Raw genomic sequence first — 18,639 nt, forward strand, 5'->3', positions numbered from 1 at the left:
GGATTTCATCAGGTTGAACCAGCTGAAAAAGTGCGTTCATTGGTTGTCACGCCTCAGCCTCGACGAGGAGGCTGTCGTCCTCGATACGCGGTTGGGTGACCGGTTCCGGGACGGTAAGCGACTGTCGATACGTGCGCAGTTCAAATGCGTCGTGCGCTCCGCTCATCGTCTTGATGATTGCCCACGGCATGAGTACCACGAGTCCGAAAACCGTCACCCAGACGACGAACAGGAGCAGGAGTTCAAGTGCCATCGTTCGTGTCGTTCTCCTGCACTGTCGTTCTCAGATCACGTGGAACGTTTCCATCGCAGCGGCCGACCCCATGCTCAGCACGAACAGCGCTGCGAGGAGCAGCAAGAACGTGATGAGACGCGGACTAACCAGCGAGCTTTGGAGTGATGCAATCGAGCGGGTGTGGGTTACTTGTTTCATTGTTTTCCCCAGTAAACACCACGTTCGTGGCGACGATATATGTTAGCTGAAAAACATTTCTATCGGCCAATTGATTGAAAATTTGTTTCCTAAGAAAGGCAGACTGTTCAGCCGCTACGCCACCGTCCCGCATCCCGCCAGATACGACTTTGCTGTTGCCCGTCGTCCTAGTACGGAGATGACTGCATTGGGGGAGGAAAACCAGCGCAACCGGCACGACCCAGCTGAGGCGTTTAAAGCTATCGGGAACGAGACACGGCTTGCAATCCTGTGGGAACTGGCAACGGTCAACGAGCGTCCGATTTCGTTCACCGAGCTCAGAAAGCGCGTCGGAATGCGCGACGGCTCGCAGTTTAACTACCACCTGAACAAACTCGTTCCGGGGTTCGTCGAACGCACCGATGAGGGATTTCACCTCAGCCACGCCGGGGACAACGTGATTCAAGCGATCGTCGCCGGGAATTTCATCGTCCATCCAACAGTTTCGGCCTTCGCGGTGGAGGGCGAATGTGTCACCTGCAACGGTATCCTCCACGCCCGCTTCGACCACGACCAAGTGGTCATCACCTGCGCCGACTGTAACCAGTATCACTACATGGCCGTTTTCCCACCCGGAGGGCAAGTCGGACGGACACCCGAGGAAGTCGTCGAGGCGAGTGACCGCAAACTGCGGGCTGACTACCTGGTCTTCATGGCCGGTATCTGCCCGCGATGTGCCAGCCGGACCGACCAGACTGTTCTCGGGCGCTCTGACGCCGTCGCAAGTTCCGACCTGTGCATCAAACTCGAAGCGCACTTCGACGACTTTCCCGGCCCCGGCGTCGTCTACGAGTGCGAGCAGTGCGACGCGCTGGCCTTCCTGACCATGGGTGAGACGCTGCTGTTCGAACCCACCGTCATCGAGTTTTTCCGTGACCAGGGCCACACGCTGGCCGAGATACCGCTCTGGACACTGCCGTGGTGTATCCCGGCCACGAGTCACGAGTACACAACCGTCCTCACCGACGACCCACTCACGGTTCGCGTCGGGATTCCACTCAATGACGAGGTGTTGTGGGTCACCCTCGACGACACGCTATCTGTGGTGACTGCAGCCCGCACAAAACGGGCTGATTCAGCAACGAAGAGCGACGCTGAGTGATAACTCGCGTCTGAACCCGATGGATTCCTCCACTGTCATCCGTTAGGAGGCTCTGGGGAGGTCGATAACGAACTCCGCGCCATGTGGCTGACTATCGACGACGTGGACGGTACCGCCGTAGGCCGTGACCATCGAGTCGACGAAAAAGAGGCCAAAGCCATTCTCGCTTTTGTTCGCGTGGCTGGACTCACCCCGTCTGAAGATGGTCTCTTTTTCCCCATCTGGAATCCCTTTCCCGGTGTCGGTGATGCGAACGGTGGCGCTTTTCGGGCCGACGGTAACCGCCGTCGTTACGGTGAGGTCTGTTGGGTCGTTGTGTTCGACCGCGTTCGTGAGGATGTTGCCGAACACTTCACTCAACAGGTCGTCCGCCTCGACTGTCACATCGGGTGGTATCGACGCGTCGAACGTAACGGTCGGATAGGTCGTACTCACCCGTTCTAGCTCGGCTTCGAGCATCGCAGAGAGATTTACGGTGTGGCGTTCGTACTCTGCCCCTTCGGTGAGCGTTTCGAGGATGCGCCGGACGCGCTGGATGACTTGGACGATGTCGTCGCTCCACCGGAGGATGGTCTCTGCGTGACTCAGCCTCAGTTCGTCTGCTTCGGTCTCGGTGAGGAGTTCCGCTCGCCCTCTGATGACGGTCATCCCGTTTAGCACGTCGTGGCGGAGAATCGAGTTGAAAAATTCGAGTTGGTCTGACTGCTGTTCGAGTTCGGCTGCGCGAATCGTCGCCCGCTGGGCGGTGAGTTCGCGGTCGATAGCCCGGGCTTCGATGATGCCGATGAACAGCCCACTTGCCGCGCCCGTAGCGATGGCAAACCGAAGCCAGCCGACCAACAGCGACGTCTGTTGGTCTGCGGGCAGAAACTCGATGAAAAGCACGACGATGATGACGACGTTGATGGCGAGAAAGAGGAACAGACAGCCGAGACACCACTTCGCAATTCGCGTGTACCGCTGCCTGCTGAGGTCGCTTCGTCGCAGCCAGTATCCACCAAGCACGATGCCCACGGTGAGCGGAAATGTACTGACGAGGTTTGCGAGTAAGCCGGGTGACAACACCAGACTGAAGGAGGCTGGATCGACCACCCACTCCCAGAAATGCGAGAAAAACAATACGACACCGAGTCCGATGATTCCCTGCGGTATATCGTTGGCATCCGGCCACTGTACCCGTCTCACCGTCGTCATTGTCTGAACATACCCTCGCGCTTTCATGAGATGTATCTTCCGACAATACTGACTTTCCAAAAATACGATGTTACATCGACAGCGCTCGCGTGCGCGGGTCTTTTTCTCGCCACGGGCCGTACCGCCAGCCAATGGACATCGTCGAAGCACTCGCCGCGGACGCCGGACTCACCTGTGTCGTCGGTGCGGGCGGGAAGAAAACGACGCTCTATACGCTTGCAAACCGGCTTTCGCGCGCCATCGTTACGGCCACCGTTCGCATCCCAATTTTCGACCCCGAGGTTGGCGAGGTTTTGGTCACCGACGACCCAGTCGCCGCACTCGAAACGGCACACGACTGGCCGCTCGGCCTCGTCGCCGCACGCGAACGCGAAGACCGGTATCAGGGCTACGACCCGACCGTCGTAGACCAGCTTGCCACCGCAGCAGACGTACCCGTACTCGTCAAAGCAGACGGCGCGCGCACCCGCCTGCTCAAAGCGCCGAACGACCGCGAACCACAACTGCCGAAAACCGCGGACACGGTCGTGCCAATCGCCAGCGCGCGCGTCGTCGGCAAGCCACTCACAGAGACACACGTCCACCGCCCCGAGCGCGTCGCGGGCGTGACGGGCACCGCACTCGGTGAGGAACTCAGTGTTGAAGCCGTTGCGACCGTCCTCGCAAGCGACCACGGCGGGATGAAAGCCATCCCCGAGGGCGCGACGGTCATTCCACTCATCAATATGGTGGATGACGCAGCCCTCGAAACCGTCGGCCGCGAGATTGCAGCCGAGGTGCTCGCGCGCACCTCCGTTCCACGCGTCGTGCTCGCTCAGATGACCAGCGACTCGCCGCTCGTCGCCACCGTCGAACGCTGAGACACTCATCTACAAGCGTTCGGCGGCGGCCTCGAACTCCTCGCGGGTGTTGCAGTTTTCGAAACTTTCCGTCGAACCGTGAGCGTGAATCCTCTCGTCATCGACGATGACGTAATCGAGTTCGAACAGCGGCGCGATAATCTTGTGTTCTCCCGCCGCGAGCGCGGCCTCACAGGCGTCTGCCATCGGTTGTGCGCGGTACACCGCGTGTGTCGTCTGATACCAGCCGTCGTCCAGTTTGGGAACCGCGGCGTCGTGACCCGCCGCACGCTCGAACAGATACGAGACGAGGCCCGCATCCACGAACGGCATGTCGCAGGCGACGACGATGGCGTACTCGGCTGCGACCCCCCGCAAGCCGGTTTTGATGCCAGCCATCGGCCCCTCATCTGGCTCCTCGTCTTCTGCGAACGTCACGGGGTGCGGATAGCCTGCCATCGCCTCGCGCATGGCCGCGGTCTGGTCACTGCGGCAGTTCACGACGAGTTCAGAAATTTCATCGACCAACCGGTCTGCGACCCGTCGAATCATGGGCACACCTGCGAGGGGGGCGACGGCTTTGTCCGCCTCGCCAAAGCGCGTTGAGCGCCCACCCGCGAGGATGACGGCGGCGCGCGCCACGGGTTAGTCCTCCACTGGGTCGGCCGGGCTGACGCGCACGCTCGCCACCTTGTACTCGGGAATACCGCTCACCTCGTCGAACGCCTCGTTGGTGAGGCGGTTTACCGCCCCTGCCGCGAAGTGCATCGGGATGAACACGACGCCTTTGCCCGGGCGGTCGGTGACGACGGCTTTCACGGTAATCTCGCCACGCTTCGATTCGACAGTCACGTAGTCGCCGTCTGCAATGCCGAGCGCCGCTGCGGTTTCGGGGTGAATCTCCACAAAACTCTCACCGACGTGGGACATGATGCCTTCGACGCGCCGGGTGAGCGTTCCCGTGTGGAAGTGATAGAGGACGCGCCCCGTCGTCATCGTGAGCGGGTACTCCTCGCCGGGCAACTCGCCGGGTTGCCCCATGTCGGCGGGGACGAATCGTGCCTTGTCGTCCTCGAAGTTGAAGCCGTCCTCGTAGAGGAACGGCGTGCCCGGATGAGATTTGTCCCAGCACGGCCACTGGAGGCCGCCTTCGGTGGCGAGGCGGTCGTGGTCGATGCCGCCGTAGATGGGTGTCACGTCTGCAATTTCGTCCATGATGTCCGCGGGATGGTCGTACTTCCAGTCGAAGCCCATGCGGTTTGCGAGCGCTTGCAGAATCTCGTAGTCCTGTCTCGCCTCGCCGGGTGGGTTCATCGCCTTGCCGACGAGCTGGACGCGGCGTTCGGTGTTCGTGAAGGTGCCGTCTTTTTCGGGGAACGCGGCCGCAGGCAGAATCACGTCTGCGTACTGGGTCGTCTCGGTCGGGAAGATGTCTTGGACGACGAGGAAGTCGAGGTCAGCGAGGGCTTTCTCGGCGTGGCTGATGTCCGGCTCTGAAAGCGCCGGATTCTCGCCCATGATGTACATCCCGCGGACGTTTCCCTCGTGGACTTCGTCGAACGCTTCCGGGACTTTCAGGCCCACCTCGTTCGGCGGGCGGACGCCCCACGCCTCCTCGAATTTGTCGAGCACCGATTCGTCGGTCACGTCCTGATATCCTGGCAGGGAGTTCGGGAGCGTGCCCATGTCGCCGCCCCCGCCTTGGACGTTGTTGTGGCCGCGGAACGGCGAGAGCCCGGCTTTCTCCTTGCCGACCTGGCCGAGCGTGAGCGCGAGATTGGCGAGCGCGAGCACGTTCTGGGTGCCGTGGGAGTGTTGGGTCATGCCCATCGCCCAGCCGAAGACGACGTTTTCTGCAGCCGCGAGCGTCTCTGCGGCCTGTTCGAGTTCGGCAGCCGGAACGTCCGTGAGCCGCTCGACTTCCTCGGGGGTGAACGGTTCGACCTTTTCAACTAACTCGTCAAAGTGCTTCGTATGCTCCTCGATGAACGCCTCGTCGTGGAGGTCGTGGTCGATGATGTAGCGCGTGAGGCCGCTAATCCACGCCACGTCGTAGCCGGGTTTCACGCGCGTGAACTGGGTGGCGTGTTCGCCGATGCCGACTTTGCGCGGGTCGAACACGACCAAGTCCGCGCCCGCGTCTACGCTCTGTTTGATGCGCGTCGCAAGCACCGGGTGGCTCTCGGTGGTGTTCGACCCGGTGATGAGGTAGGCGTCGGTCTTCCCGATGTCCTCGTTGATGCGGTTGGTCATCGCGCCAAAGCCCACCGTCTGTTTGAGCGCGGCGACCGTCGAGGAGTGACACAATCGGGCGCAGTTGTCGATATTCTTGGTTCCGAGCACTTGCCGGGCGAACTTCTGCATCAGGTAGTCCTCTTCGTTGGTACACTTCGAGGAGGCAAAGCAGACGAGCGAATCGGGGCCGGACTCGTCTCGAATCTCGGTGAAGCCCTCGACCACTCGGTCTAACGCTTCGTCCCACGACGCTTCGTGGAACGCGCCGTCCGCACCGCGAATCAGCGGCTTCGTCAGGCGGTCGTCTGCGTCCACGAACTCGTAGCCGAATTTCCCCTTCACGCAGGTCGAAAAGTCGTTTACGGGGGCCACGTCGGCGTCGGTTGGCTGAACCCCGAGGAAGTCGTCGTGTTTGGTGTACACATCGAATCTGCATCCCACAGAGCAGTAGCCACACGTCGTCTCGGTCTTCTCGACGCTCCGCAGGCGCACGTCGCTCACGGCGTTCGCCACCGAGAACAGATAGCCTTCGGGGAGGGTTCGGGCCGCGAGGTCTTCTGCGGTGTGTTCGACCGTTTTCATCGCCTTCTCGCCCAGCCCATCAGCCGTCTTTCGGGCACGCTGTTTCGCCCGCGCCATCATCCGCGCGACGCCGGATTTTTCGGCGACTTCCGTCTCGCTCATCCCGCCGATGCCGCGATTCGGGGCGTCGTTTTGCACCGCCGTCTCCGCCTTCTCGTGTTCGATGACGTTCCCAATCGAGTTGCGCTGGTTGAAGCCGGGAATCGGCAGCGTCGCCAGATTGGCCATCCCCTTCGCCGTGAGCGACCCCGTTGGACACACCGTCTCGCAGTGACCACACGAGACACACTCAGAGTCGGCCATCGCCTCCGCACCGTTCTGGAAGGCAATCCGGGTATCCGAGCCCGACCCTTCGATGCGGAGGATACCCTCCATCTGTACGTCGTTGCAGGCGTCGACGCACCGGGTACACAGGATGCACTTGTTGCGGTCGACCTGGATGAACGGATGCGAATCGTCGAGCGGTTCGTACTCGTCGCGGTCGTCGAACACGCCGTAGCGCGGGTGCATCACGTCGTTTTCGATGCTCACATCCTGGAGTTCACACCGGCCGTTCTGGTTGCACGTCGTACATCGGAGGTTGTGATTCGAGAGCACGAGGTCGAGATTCACGTCGCGGGCTTCGGTCGCCCCAGATGTGTCCGTCGTGACCGACAGCCCGTCTTCTGCCGGGAAACTGCACGCCGGAACCAGTCCGTGTGCGTCGGTTTCGACCATGCAGGTGCGACACTCGCTTCGCGGGCCAATGCCGTCTGCGGCGTCGGTTCGACACGACTCGCCCGCCTCGTGGCGGTCGTAGTAACAGAGCGCGGGGACGTTGGCGGCCGTCTCCACGCTTCCGAGTGCGTCGATAATGGTCGAATCGGGAGGGAGCGCGACGGGGGTTCCATCGACAGTGATGGTCGTCAGCTCCTCGCCCGTCGTGCCCACCTCGGGGTCGCTGGCCGTCCCCGGACTGAACGTCTCGGTGAGGGGGGTGCTCGTTCGGGGGTCGTTAATGCGCGGAACGCCAGGGAGTGGGTCTTGCTTGTCGGTACTCATCTCACACCTCCTCGCACACGCCGGTCGGACAGCGCCCGGCGGCGTGTTCGATAAAGTCGTTCTCGAAGGCGGCCATCGCCGTCGTCACCGGCCGCGAGGCCATCTGGCCGAAGTCGCACGTACTCGTCTCGCGCATGACGCGAGCCAATTCACGGATTTTTCCGTCGTCATAGTCGCCATCGTAGACGCTCCTGAGCAGGGTCACCAACTGCGTCGACCCCTCACGACACGGCACGCACCGCCCGCAGTTTTCCTCTGCAGCGAAGCGCGAGCGCGTCCCTGCGAGCGCGACCGGGCAGGTGTGCGTGCCGAACAGTTCGACGGCTCCATCGGTGCCTAGATTCGCGTCCAAAAGTGCGGGTGCATTCGCAGCAACGTCGAGCGTTCGCGTGAGGCCACCGAACTGCCCGCCAACGCAGGCGAGTTTGAGCGACTCGGAGAAGGAGACTGCATCCTGAACCGCAGAGAGCGAATCGTCGGAAGCGAGTTCGACGGTTGCGCTCGCTTCGCCACCCGTCACGGTCACGAGGCGTGTGCCGGGGTCTGCGCTGTCTGCGTCAAAGTGGTCGGGTGACAGTATTGCCTCGCGCACCTGTGCGAGCGTACGCGGCGTGTGAATGACGGTGGGACGGCCGTACAACCCGTACGCGGCGGGCGATGGCGGCCGGAGTCGCGCTTCGAGGCGGTCGTTGCCCTCCATGGCTTCGAGCGCCATTGTCATCTCACCGGCGATGAAGCGGTCGGGGCCAGAGACGACTTCGGGTGTCGTTGGCAGGTCGAACGCGGCTTCGAGGGCGGCGACCGCATCTCGCACCCGGCGTTGGGAGAGTTCGTCCGTTTCGTTTAGGTAGAACACCACATCTGCAGCTTCGTCTTCGCCCACCACCTGCGCGACAGCGAGCGCGGCGTCGATGATGTCGATGGGCGCACCACAGAGCAGGGTTCGGTCGGTCTGGTTTCGCGGGTCGCTCTCGTTTGCATTCACGACCACGACCGGGTCGCCCGCGGTTTCTCGGGCGGTGTCCCACGCCTCGATGATGGATTGGTCGGTGCGGCCGTCGCCGCGTCCACGCCCGAGCAGGCCAAGCGTTCGAAGTCGCGTGGTTGCCTTCTCACTTACCTCCTGCGCGTGTCTGAACGCAAAGGCGTCGTAATCTGCGGGTGCATCCGGGACGACCCAGCCACAGCGGCCGAGGGTGCGTCGCACCCCGACCGAGAGCGGTCCTGACTCGGGGACGGGGAACGTCCACTGTGTCTCCTCGTGGGGCACGGAGAAATCTGCGTGGTCGTCTGCGAGCGTCCCGTCTTCGAATGCGGAAATCGCGTCAGAAAGCGTGTCGTCGTCCGGTTGTATGTAGAACTCGGTCGCGCCATCGCGGGTGAGCGCGACGAGCGGTTCGATGCCGGACAGGCCGGTCGAACTCACGGCAACGACTGGTGTGTCTGTCGCCGTCTGCGCGGCCACGGCCCTGAGCCGGTCGCTAGCCTCGCCGTCGCCACAGACCCGAAGTATCGAGGAGCGCCCCACCACACCCTGTGTGTCTGCCATTACTAGCGATGCGGATGCAACAGAGGAAAGGCTTGTGGCACGGCGTACCACAGCGACTCGCTTGCAGGCGTATTTTACTGTCTAATCGAGAGCGCGTCGGAGGCGCTGACCGCCGAGAGCGTGACGGTAAACACCGTTCCTTCGTCGCCCGTCGAGGAGAGCGAGATGGTTCCGTCGTACTTCTCTACGAGAGTTTTCACGAGGTAGAGGCCGAGGCCGTGGTCTGTGTGTTCTTGCTGTTCGAACAGGGTGTCCATGACGTACGAAGGGAGGCCGGGGCCGTTGTCTTCGACGCGAACCGACACGGTATCGTCGGCTTTCGTCACGGTGAGCGAGACGTGCGGTGCGTCGCTGTCGTTGTGGACGATGCCGTTTCTGACGAGGTTCATGAATATCGACCCGACCAGCGCGTCTGCGTGGACGTAGGCGTGCTCCGGTATCGTGAGGTCGATTGTCGCAGCCGGGTACGCTTCGTTGAGCGCTGCTATTTCGACCGTAAGAATTTCCGTGAGGTCGACTGCTTCGAGTTCGTATTCGTCGGTCGGTAGCTGGGCGAGGACCCGCACGTTCTGGATGAGTTCGGTGACGAGGTCGCTCTGGCGGCGAATTCGTTCGAGGCGGTCGCGGGCGGTTTCGTCGGGATTCGATTCGAGGAGAACACCTGCCATCGCTTGAATCACCATCACCGAGTTCAGGATGTCGTGGCGCAACAGGTCGTTTAGGTGTTCGAGACGGACGCGTTCTGCCTCTGCGAACTCGGCTGAGAGTTCTGCCCGGGCGCTTGCCTCTGCTTGCTGTATCGCACGGGCTTCGTTCGTGCCGATGATGAAGCCCGCGTTCGCCCCGATACCCACAGCCACTGGCAGCATGAAACTCGCTTTCTCACTCAGTAGAGGAACCTCAGTTGCAAAGAGGACGAGCAAAGCCAAGGCTCCCACAGAGAGCATGCTGCCAAACACCCACCCTGCAATCCGACGACGTACTGTTTCCCGAAACGATTGCTGCGAGAGCCAGCCCACGCCCAGGAGCAGCGACGTTGGGAACAACGCGAGCAGACACAACTCCACGATGTGGTGGAGGTCGAACAGGTGTCGGATTTCGTCTACAACTATTAAATGTAGAATAAAAAAGGTGAAGAGCACCACTCCGAGACCGGCGATGCTAGCCGTCGAAGCAGCGAAAGGAACCGTGCGAGTTGACACGTCTTACCCCATTGTCTCATGCAGCGTGCTTAATTATTGTGCTAGAGACACTCATATTACTCTTCTGACGTACGTGCGTTGTCGTGGCTCATTGATTTTCCAATCAAGTCTGTGCCAGCTCCAAGCTGCTGTCGTCACGTACAAGACAAACATACTTGTCTTAGATACATTTTTATTGGTTTGTGTAGAGGTCACAACAACTGTGTTTCAGCGCATGCTCCCCAACCTACCGCAGCATTCGTCAAGTCGGAGGCAGCGATGAGCGTCTCGTTCGACCTGTTCGGGACGCTCGTTGAGGCTGAGTATCCGGAGAATCCGGCCGCCGCCGTCGGCGCGGAACTGGCCGCGAGAAACGTCGCCGTTCCCGACGATTGGGAGGACGCCTACCACGAGGTACACATCGACGCTCCCGACGGCGCGGAAGTGCCGCTTCCGGCCCACGTCAACGCCGCACTCCGCAGCCGTGACGTGGATTTCAGAACCGGTGGCGACGGCCACGGCAACGTGGTTCGCCGGGCGCTCGTCGCCGCGTTCGACCCCGACGTGACCACCCGCGAGGGAGCCGTCGAAGCCGTCAAAGCCGCCGCAGACCGCGGCCCGGTCGCCATCCTCTCGAACTGCAGCGTCCCCGACCTCGCAAACCGGACGCTCATTCGCTCTGACCTCTACCCACCGATGTTCGACTGTATCATGACGAGCCTCGGCTGTGGCTGGCGCAAACCCGACGCCCGCGCGTTCGAGTCGGTGGCCCGTATGCTCGACACACCCATCGAGGACCTGATTCACGTCGGTGACGACCCCGAAACCGACGGCGGCGCGACAGCTGCAGGCGCAACCGCCGTCCTGCTAGACGACGTCCCTCTCACGGAGTTTCCCGACTGGTTGGAGGCCCACTGATGGGACTGTCGGCCATTCTCGCCGTGGGACTCGCGTTCGTGCTCGATGCGCGCTTTGCGGAGCCACCAGCACGCGTTCACCCCGTGGCGATGTTCGGCCGACTCATCGCGCCGCTCGACCGCGATTGGCGCACGCCAACACTCGTCGGCGCGGCGATTGCACTCTTTTTTCCACTCGCGGCGGCGCTCGTCGCCGCAAGCACGATTTTCGTCATTTCCACGCCCCTGCTCGCCGCGCTCGTTGCCGGACTCTGGCTGTTTTCGACCACGAGTCGGTCGATGCTCGTCTCGCTCGCCCGTGACGTGCTCGCGGCCATCGACGCGGATGATCCGACCGCACGCAGCCATATCCGCGGTCTCGTCGGTCGAGAAACCACCAATCTCTCGCCGGGCGAACTCCGCAGCGGCGCGGTCGAGAGCGCGGCCGAAAATCTCGCAGACGGGCTCGTCGCACCCCTGCTCGCGTTCGCCCTCGGCGTGCAGGTCTCGCTCGCCGCCGGCGTCGCTGGTGCGGTGTGGGTGAAAGCTGTGAACACGCTCGATTCGATGCTCGGCTATCCAGACAAACCCCACGGCACCGCGAGCGCCCGCCTCGACGACGCGGTGATGTGGCTTCCCGCCCGCGCAAGCGCCGCCTTGCTTGCGCTTGCCGCCCGGAATCTGCGCGCGCTCTCCGTGGCACGAAGGTGGGCACACGCACCGCCGTCGCCCAATTCTGGCTGGCCGATGGCGACGCTCGCCGCGGCGACGAACGCCCAACTGCGAAAACCCGACACCTACACGCTGAATCCCGAGGCGTCGCTGCCGAGTTCTGAGAGGGCAACCCGCGGCGTCCGCATCGTGAACGTCGCGTGCGTCCTCGCCTTTTTCCTCGCCGGGGTGATTGCGTGGTTCTGACGGCCCTCAAGGGCGCGCTCGGCTTCCTCTCACAGGTTCCCGTCGGACAGACCGGAACGGCGTGGGAGGCCTTTTTGCGAACTCCGGCCGCGTTCCCGCTCGCGGGGTACGTCATCGGTGGGCTCCTCGCGGTTCCTTTGCTCCTCCCACTTCCACCAGCGACGGCGGCCATCGTGTTCGTCTGCTGGCTGCTCGTCGTCACCGGCATCAACCACGCAGACGGCGTGGCAGACCTCGGTGACGCGCTCGCGGTCCACGGCGGCCCCGAACGCAGACGCGAAGTCATGCGCGATACGACCGTCGGGGTCGGAGCCGTTCTCGCCGTCTGTGTCGTGTTTCTCGGCGTCGCAACCGCAGGATTCTCGCTCGCAAGCCTTCCACTCGCGGCGCTCTCTGTGGTCGTCGCCGCCGAGGTCAGCGCAAAACTCGGGATGGTGCTGGTCGCGTGCTTCGGGACGGCCGCCCACGAGGGACTCGGCTCCGCGCTCACCGAACCGCTTGGCCCGCTCTCGTTCGCCCTCCCGCTGCTCGTCTCGCTTCCCGTCGTGGCGCTTTCGTGGCCCACACCTGCCGCGTCCGTCGCGCTCGTCGCCGGACTCGCAACCGCACTCGTCGTGTTCTGGTGGGCGAACCGCACGCTCGGCGGCGTGAGCGGCGACGTACTCGGCGCAACCAACGAACTCGCGCGCGCCGTCGCGCTCCACGCGGGGGTGGTCGCATGGATGCGCTGGTGATGTGCGGTGGCCGCGGCACCCGCCTCAACGCCGACGTGGAAAAACCGCTCTACGAAATCGCGGGCGAGCCGATGGTCGATGCCGTCATCACTGCGCTCGAAGAGAGCCGTGTCGAGCGCACCGTCGCTGTCGTCTCACCGCACACTCCCGAAACCGCCCGCCACCTCGACTCGCTCCCGCACATCGAGACGCCCGGCGAGGGCTACGTTGAAGACCTTGGGTACGCCCTCTCGCGCGTCTTGAAACCCGTCCTGACCGTCGCCGCAGACCTGCCGTTGCTCACGGGTGAGGTTCTCAACGCCGTCCTCGACGCCTACGACGGCGACTCGCTCACCGTCTGTGTCCCCGCCGCGCTCAAATACCGACTCGGTGTGAGCGCCGACCTGACCTTCGACCACGAGGGGCAAGCCGTCGCGCCAACGGGCGTGAACATCGTCGCCCCATCCACTTCTGAAACCATGTATCTTGCAGCTGACCCACGACTGGCAGTGAACGTGAATCGACCAACAGACGCCCAGATTTCGGAGGCGTGGCGATGAGGTTCGTCCTCGCCTGCGCCGCGACCGAAACCGCCCAAATCGAGGGTATCAGTGCCGCGGGCGCGACCCGGACGCTGATGGCGCACACGCCCCCCGCAGACGCCGAACTCATCGAGTACGGCGAACCGACACTTGCGCCAGTCGTGCCCGTGAGCCCTGATGGCTGTCCTACCCCCGCAATCGTCACGCGCGCGGTACGCGAATGCACGGACTTTCCACTGCTGGTCGTGGACGCGGGACTCGCCGCACAGACGGGCGCACCAACCGTCGACCTCGGCGACCGACCGGGCGGCGACATTCGAAATCGAGACCCCGTCCCGAACGCTGTAGCCATCTACGACCGCGGCGTCGAACTCGGCGAATCGCTCCCCGACGACCACCTCGTCATCGGGGAGACCATTCCGGGCGGGACGACGACGGCGCTCGGCGTGCTCACCGCACTCGGCGAACCCCACGCCACCTCGTCGTCGCTCCCCGAGAATCCCCAATCGCTGAAAGAACGCGTCGTGGAGGAGGGCCTCACTGCGAGCAACCTTGCGCCCGGCGACTGCGCAGAATACCCACTCGAAGCAGTGCGGCAGATGGGCGACCCGATGCTCGCGGCGGTGTCCGGCATCGCCGTCGGCGCGCTGTCTCGGGGTGCTCGCGTCACGCTCGCCGGGGGCACCCAACAGATTGCGGCCGCCGCGCTCGTTCGACACCAGGGCATCGAAGCCCCGCTCGAACTCGCCACCACGTCGTTCGTCGCGAACGACCCGTCGTCCGATGTTCAAGGCGCTGCAGCCGACCTCGGCCTCACCTTCACCGTCACCGATCCCGGATTCGATGACCAAGAACACGTCGCCACGGAGCACTACTGCGCGGGCGTTGCAAAGGAGGGCGCGGGCATGGGCGGGGCGCTCGCCGTCGCCGTAGAACGCGACGTTTCGATGGCAGCCATTCGAGAACAACTCGTCGAGTGCTACGACCGGTTGGTGGGAGCGAATGGAGCCTGAGGCGATTCGCGCGACGGGTCGGGTTCCCCACGGCAGCAGCGACGACCCAACCGTCCTTGATTTCAGCGCGAACACGAACCCACTCGTGCCACGGGGCGTCCGCGAGGTGTACGAAACCGCCTTCGAGCAGGCGCGAACCTACCCGCAGGAACCGCCCGCGGCTTACCGGGAGGCGGCGGCAGAATACGTCGGTTGTGACTCAACCCAAACCATCCCGACGCCGGGCGGCCTCGCCGCGATTCGCCTCGCCATCGAGTGCACCGTCTCACCCGGCGACTCCGTGCTCATCCCGTATCCGAGCTTTGGCGAGTACGCCCGGGAAGTACAGCTACAGGGCGCACAGCCCGAGTTCGTGCCACATGACGAACTGCTCGAAACCGACCCGGAGGGACATGCGCTCGCCATCGTGTGCAACCCGAACAATCCGACGGGAGACGCGTACAACCCAGACTCGCTCCGCGAATTTGCCCGCGCCTGCCACGAAGCTAGCACGCCACTACTCGTAGACGAGGCGTTTCTCGGGTTCACCGACCACCCCTCGCTCGCGGGCGAACCGGGCGTCATCGTGGCGCGCTCGCTCACCAAACTGTTCGGCCTGCCGGGCATCCGCGCTGGTTTTGCGGTGGCTGATGGCGACCTGCGAGACGCCCTACTCACCGCGCGTCGGTCGTGGAACATGGGCACGCCCGCGCTCGCCGTCGGCGCGTTCTGTATGCGCGAAACCGCATTCATCGCAGCGACCAGAACTCGCGTGGCGAACGAACGCGAGCGCATGACGGCGGCGCTCGCAGAACAGTTCGAGGTGCATCACTCGGACGCACCGTACCTCTTGCTCGACGTTGGCGACAGGGACGTGGCGAACCTTCTCGATCACGCGCTGTCCCACGGCATTGCCATCCGCGACGCGACGACGTTCCGCGGTCTCGACTCGCACATCCGGGTTGCAGTTCGCTTGCCCGACGAGAACGACGAACTGCTGGCGGTGCTCTGTGATGTTTGAGCCAACCGTTTGCGAGGAGGTACTTTGCGTCTCTCAGCCCGGTGGCCGCTGGCTTTCGACCGGGTGGAACGGCGGATTCGAAGACGCCGACGCCGCGTTCAACGTGAGCGTTCCGGAGGGGTGGGAACACACCGACCTCAGCGCGTACGCCAGAGAGCGCAGAGCGCAGGCACGCTTCACAGATTCGGGGCCGACGCTGTTCACGGGCGTCGATATGGAACACCTTCGCGGCGCGCGTCTGGACGGCGTTGTCGCCTTCGCCACCGCGGGTGTCTCGAACCCGGCGGCGCTTCCGATGGAACCGTCGGGCGAGCCATCGTCGCCTGTCGAAGGGCCGGAGGCGGGAACCGTGAACGTGATTCTCTGTACCGACCGCGCGCTCGCGGACGACGCGCTGGCGACGCTCCTCGGCGTGGCTGTCGAGGCAAAAACCGCGACCTTGCTCGCGAAAACTGGGTTCACCGGTACGACGACTGACGCGGTTATCGTCGGCGCTGACCCCGCAGGCGAGGACGCCACGTTCACCGGAAGTGCAACGCCCGTCGGAACCGCCGCACGGGCCTGCGTGCGCGAAGCGGTGAGTGCCTCGCTCGCCGCCCGCTATGCGGGGAATCCCGACAAGCCGATGCCAACGAGCGTTGCAGACGCCAAATACGGCGTCACCACAACAGACCGCGCAACCATTTTTAACCCATACCGATGACCGATTCAAACTCAGACGAAACACGACGCGACGCACAGCTCAAAAACACGCCCGGAAAGGGCCGCACGCCGACCGCTCGCGCCATCGAACCGAACTCTCCAGAGGAGTTCGGGCTGGTGTCTGTGTGGTGGGGCAACGGGAAAGGAAAAACGACCGCCGCACTCGGCATGGGCTTTCGCGCCGCGGGCCACGGCTATCGCGTCCACTTCCTTCAGTTCATGAAAGGCGGTGCCTCAAGCGTCGAAGACGTGCGCGGCGAGTACAACGCCATCGACGCATTCCCCGGATTCACCTACGAAACCTCGGGGAGTTACGGCTGGCACGGCTTTTTAGACGAAAGCGACGACGACGAACACGAAGCCCGCGCCAAAGCCGGCCTCGACCGGGCACGCGAGTTGCTCTGGGGGGCGTCGGGCGTCTCGCTCGACGAACCACTTGCACTCGACGGCGAACCCGAGGAGGGCGTCCACATGCTCATCTTAGACGAGATTCTCTACGCCGCAAATCGCGGGCTGGTCGAACCCGAAGACGTGGTCGCACTCATCGAGAACAAACCGCCGAATCTCGAACTCGTGTTGACCGGCGGGCACGAACCACCCGAGTACGTCTTCGAGGGCGCAGACCTCGTGACCGAGGTGAAAAAGCACAAACACCCATTCGACGCTGGCCAACGCGCACGCCGAGGGACGGAGTATTGACGCGCACGATTCTGGTCGCGGGCACCGCGAGCCACGTCGGGAAGAGCACGGTCGCCGCAGGCCTGTGTCACGCCCTCGCTGACGCGGGTGTGTCGGTCGCCCCGTTCAAAGCCCAGAACATGAGCAACAACGCGCGGGTGGCCCTGTCGCCCGACGGTGACTGGGGCGAAATCGGCGTCTCGCAGTTCGTCCAAGCGCGGGCGGCGCGGGTTCCAGCGACGACGGACATGAATCCCGTCCTGCTCAAACCGCGCGGTGACGGTCAGTCCCAACTCGTGATTCAGGGCAAAGCGGTCGGCAACTTTGAGGCCGGAGCGTACTACGAAGACGGATGGGAACAGGCGAAGTCCGCGGCCGAAGAATCCTTCGAGCGACTCGCCGCCGAGTACGACGTCATCGTCGCAGAGGGAGCGGGGAGCATCGCGGAAATCAACCTCGCAGACCGCGACCTCGCCAACCGCGAAACCGCGCGGTTCGCGGACGCTGACATCCTCCTTTTGGGGGATATCGAACGCGGTGGCGTGTTTGCCAGCCTCTACGGGACACTCGAACTGATGCCAGCGGAACTCAGAGAACGTGTGATTGGAACCGTCATCACCAAGTTCCGCGGCGACCCGAGCCTGCTTGATTCCGGCCTTGCGGATCTGGAAGCGAGAACCGGCGTCCCGTGTCTCGGCGTGCTTCCCTACGACGACCCCGGCTTGCCCGAAGAAGACAGCGTTTCGTTACCTACTGAAACGGAACTCGCGGTGTGGGGCACTGACGACGGCATTTTCGAACCGGACGCAATCACGATTGCCGTGCCTCGGCTACCCCACATCTCGAACTTCACCGACCTCGAACCGCTCGCCGCAGAACCGGGCGTGCGCGTCGCGTTCGTCCCCCTCGATGACTCACTCGACACGGCTGACGCCGTCGTGTTGCCGGGCACGAAGAACACGGTCGATGACCTGCTCGCGCTCCGTGACGCCGGATTCGGCGAACGCATCTGCGCCTTTGATGGGCCGGTCGTGGGCATCTGTGGCGGCTTTCAACTGCTCGGCGACCGTCTCACGAACGTCGAAGTCGAGAGCACGCGCGAACGCGGCGCGATTCAGGGCTTCGGCCTGCTTCCAGTTACGACCGAGTTCCTCCCCGAAAAGCGCGTGACGCGGACGACCTGTGAGGTGGACGACCATGGTCTGCTTGCTGGTCTCTCTGGAACTGTCACCGGCTACGAAATCCACATGGGTCGGACGAGCGCGGCAGGGTCAGTTGCTCGGCCGCTCGGCCCCGAAAGCGCGGCGACCGGGAGCATACTCGGCACGTACCTACACGGCCTGTTCGAGAACGAGTCGCTTCGTCGGTCATTTGTGGAAGGCATATTTTCGGCTGCTGGCAAGCAGGTTCCCAATGCGCTTGGAACGACTGACGACCCTGCAGACCGGGCGGCGCGATTGGTCATGGAAAATCTCGATTCAGATGTTATTGCGGGATGTTTCGATAGTCAATAGCGACTGACCCGAGACCACAACGCAATTACCTGCCCAGACGGAGACCGGAACATGCTCAACGACTACAACCCCCTCTACATCGGCGACCAGCCGGAAGAAAAGGCCGTCTGTGGCACCCACGGCCAGATGGAAGAGCGCCTCGCAGCCATCGATTTCGAGGAAGAAATCTTCGCTACGGCCGACGGTTACGAGATTCACCAGTGTCCGACCTGCAGCGTGAAAATCGTCGAGTCGCAGGGTCGCTACGGCATCTCTGAGGAGGACGCGATGTTCGCCATGCTCAGTCACATTATCGCAGAGCAGTGGGACGACGGCCTCAGCCAGCACTTCGAGAGCCTCGGGCCGGGTCACATCACGGCACGCGGTGATGTGTACACCATCCACCTCGAAAACTTCGATGAGGTGGAGGTGCCAGCCCACATCCGCGAGGACGTGAACGTGTGGGTGCAGAAAGCGTAGGTCGGCGAA

The 18,639-nt window shown here is 63.2% G+C and carries 19 protein-coding genes; 12 read left to right on the plus strand and 7 right to left on the minus strand.

Going from position 1 to position 18,639, the window contains the following annotated elements; genetic code table 11:
* Positions 1-46: 46 nt before the first annotated feature.
* Both V5N13_RS12020 and V5N13_RS12025 read right to left on the minus strand, forming a co-directional pair.
* Positions 47-253 (minus strand): hypothetical protein, encoded by a 207-nt coding sequence (locus V5N13_RS12020; protein WP_336360957.1) that lies wholly within the window; start codon positions 251-253, stop codon positions 47-49.
* A 30-nt stretch (positions 254-283) separates the two neighbouring features.
* On the minus strand, positions 284-433 hold the full coding sequence (locus V5N13_RS12025) for a hypothetical protein (RefSeq protein WP_336360958.1): 150 nt from the start codon (positions 431-433) through the stop codon (positions 284-286).
* A 178-nt stretch (positions 434-611) separates the two neighbouring features.
* On the opposite strand from V5N13_RS12025, the gene V5N13_RS12030 reads away from it, so the two are divergent.
* Complete coding sequence (locus V5N13_RS12030; protein WP_336360959.1) at positions 612-1,574, plus strand: winged helix-turn-helix domain-containing protein; 963 nt, start codon at positions 612-614, stop codon at positions 1,572-1,574.
* A 42-nt stretch (positions 1,575-1,616) separates the two neighbouring features.
* Here V5N13_RS12030 and V5N13_RS12035 read toward each other — a convergent pair whose 3' ends face one another.
* Positions 1,617-2,768 (minus strand): HAMP domain-containing sensor histidine kinase, encoded by a 1,152-nt coding sequence (locus V5N13_RS12035; RefSeq protein ID WP_336360960.1) that lies wholly within the window; start codon positions 2,766-2,768, stop codon positions 1,617-1,619.
* A 131-nt stretch (positions 2,769-2,899) separates the two neighbouring features.
* Between V5N13_RS12035 and yqeC the strand changes: the two genes are divergently transcribed.
* Positions 2,900-3,628: a selenium cofactor biosynthesis protein YqeC gene (gene yqeC, locus V5N13_RS12040; protein ID WP_336360961.1), complete on the plus strand. Its 729-nt coding sequence runs from the start codon at positions 2,900-2,902 to the stop codon at positions 3,626-3,628.
* Between the two features lie 9 nt (positions 3,629-3,637).
* On the opposite strand, the gene mobA is transcribed toward yqeC, so the two are convergent.
* The 4 genes from mobA to V5N13_RS12060 all read right to left on the minus strand — a co-directional run bounded on the left by mobA (position 3,638) and on the right by V5N13_RS12060 (position 9,961).
* Positions 3,638-4,249, minus strand: a complete 612-nt coding sequence (mobA, locus tag V5N13_RS12045; protein ID WP_336360962.1) for a molybdenum cofactor guanylyltransferase — start codon at positions 4,247-4,249, stop codon at positions 3,638-3,640.
* 3 nt (positions 4,250-4,252) lie between these two features.
* Complete coding sequence (gene fdhF / locus V5N13_RS12050; protein ID WP_336360963.1) at positions 4,253-7,465, minus strand: formate dehydrogenase subunit alpha; 3,213 nt, start codon at positions 7,463-7,465, stop codon at positions 4,253-4,255.
* A 1-nt stretch (position 7,466) separates the two neighbouring features.
* Positions 7,467-9,014 carry an NADH-ubiquinone oxidoreductase-F iron-sulfur binding region domain-containing protein gene (locus V5N13_RS12055; protein WP_336360964.1) on the minus strand — a complete coding sequence of 516 codons (1,548 nt, stop codon included), beginning with the start codon at positions 9,012-9,014 and terminating at the stop codon, positions 7,467-7,469.
* 74 nt (positions 9,015-9,088) lie between these two features.
* The gene (locus V5N13_RS12060) at positions 9,089-9,961 is read right to left on the minus strand and encodes a sensor histidine kinase (protein WP_336360965.1); all 873 of its coding nucleotides are present in this window, start codon (positions 9,959-9,961) and stop codon (positions 9,089-9,091) included.
* A gap of 513 nt (positions 9,962-10,474) precedes the next feature.
* Between V5N13_RS12060 and V5N13_RS12065 the strand changes: the two genes are divergently transcribed.
* The 10 genes from V5N13_RS12065 to V5N13_RS12110 are packed head-to-tail and all read left to right on the plus strand — an operon-like array spanning position 10,475 to position 18,630.
* Positions 10,475-11,113 (plus strand): HAD family hydrolase, encoded by a 639-nt coding sequence (locus V5N13_RS12065; RefSeq protein ID WP_336360966.1) that lies wholly within the window; start codon positions 10,475-10,477, stop codon positions 11,111-11,113.
* A complete protein-coding gene (gene cbiB / locus V5N13_RS12070) occupies positions 11,113-12,009 on the plus strand; it encodes an adenosylcobinamide-phosphate synthase CbiB (RefSeq protein WP_336360967.1) in 897 nt (298 codons plus the stop codon). The genes V5N13_RS12065 and cbiB overlap by 1 nt, the downstream gene beginning before the upstream one ends.
* Positions 12,000-12,743 (plus strand): adenosylcobinamide-GDP ribazoletransferase, encoded by a 744-nt coding sequence (cobS, locus tag V5N13_RS12075; protein WP_336360968.1) that lies wholly within the window; start codon positions 12,000-12,002, stop codon positions 12,741-12,743. Before cbiB ends, cobS begins: the two co-directional genes overlap by 10 nt.
* Positions 12,728-13,282 carry an NTP transferase domain-containing protein gene (locus V5N13_RS12080; RefSeq protein ID WP_442905073.1) on the plus strand — a complete coding sequence of 185 codons (555 nt, stop codon included), beginning with the start codon at positions 12,728-12,730 and terminating at the stop codon, positions 13,280-13,282. The genes cobS and V5N13_RS12080 overlap by 16 nt, the downstream gene beginning before the upstream one ends.
* On the plus strand, positions 13,279-14,277 hold the full coding sequence (gene cobT, locus V5N13_RS12085; protein ID WP_336360969.1) for a nicotinate mononucleotide-dependent phosphoribosyltransferase CobT: 999 nt from the start codon (positions 13,279-13,281) through the stop codon (positions 14,275-14,277). Before V5N13_RS12080 ends, cobT begins: the two co-directional genes overlap by 4 nt.
* Positions 14,267-15,277 carry a threonine-phosphate decarboxylase gene (locus V5N13_RS12090; protein WP_336360970.1) on the plus strand — a complete coding sequence of 337 codons (1,011 nt, stop codon included), beginning with the start codon at positions 14,267-14,269 and terminating at the stop codon, positions 15,275-15,277. Before cobT ends, V5N13_RS12090 begins: the two co-directional genes overlap by 11 nt.
* Positions 15,270-15,980 carry an adenosylcobinamide amidohydrolase gene (locus tag V5N13_RS12095; protein WP_336360971.1) on the plus strand — a complete coding sequence of 237 codons (711 nt, stop codon included), beginning with the start codon at positions 15,270-15,272 and terminating at the stop codon, positions 15,978-15,980. The genes V5N13_RS12090 and V5N13_RS12095 overlap by 8 nt, the downstream gene beginning before the upstream one ends.
* Entirely contained in the window at positions 15,977-16,678 is a 702-nt protein-coding gene (locus V5N13_RS12100) for a cob(I)yrinic acid a,c-diamide adenosyltransferase (protein WP_336360972.1), read from the plus strand. The genes V5N13_RS12095 and V5N13_RS12100 overlap by 4 nt, the downstream gene beginning before the upstream one ends.
* Positions 16,675-18,171: a cobyric acid synthase gene (locus V5N13_RS12105; protein ID WP_336360973.1), complete on the plus strand. Its 1,497-nt coding sequence runs from the start codon at positions 16,675-16,677 to the stop codon at positions 18,169-18,171. Before V5N13_RS12100 ends, V5N13_RS12105 begins: the two co-directional genes overlap by 4 nt.
* Positions 18,172-18,222: 51 nt before the next feature.
* A complete protein-coding gene (locus tag V5N13_RS12110; protein ID WP_336360974.1) occupies positions 18,223-18,630 on the plus strand; it encodes a hypothetical protein in 408 nt (135 codons plus the stop codon).
* Positions 18,631-18,639: the final 9 nt, after the last annotated feature.

It is taken from the genome of Haladaptatus sp. ZSTT2 (assembly GCF_037081775.1).
Taxonomy (GTDB): domain Archaea; phylum Halobacteriota; class Halobacteria; order Halobacteriales; family Halococcaceae; genus QDMS2.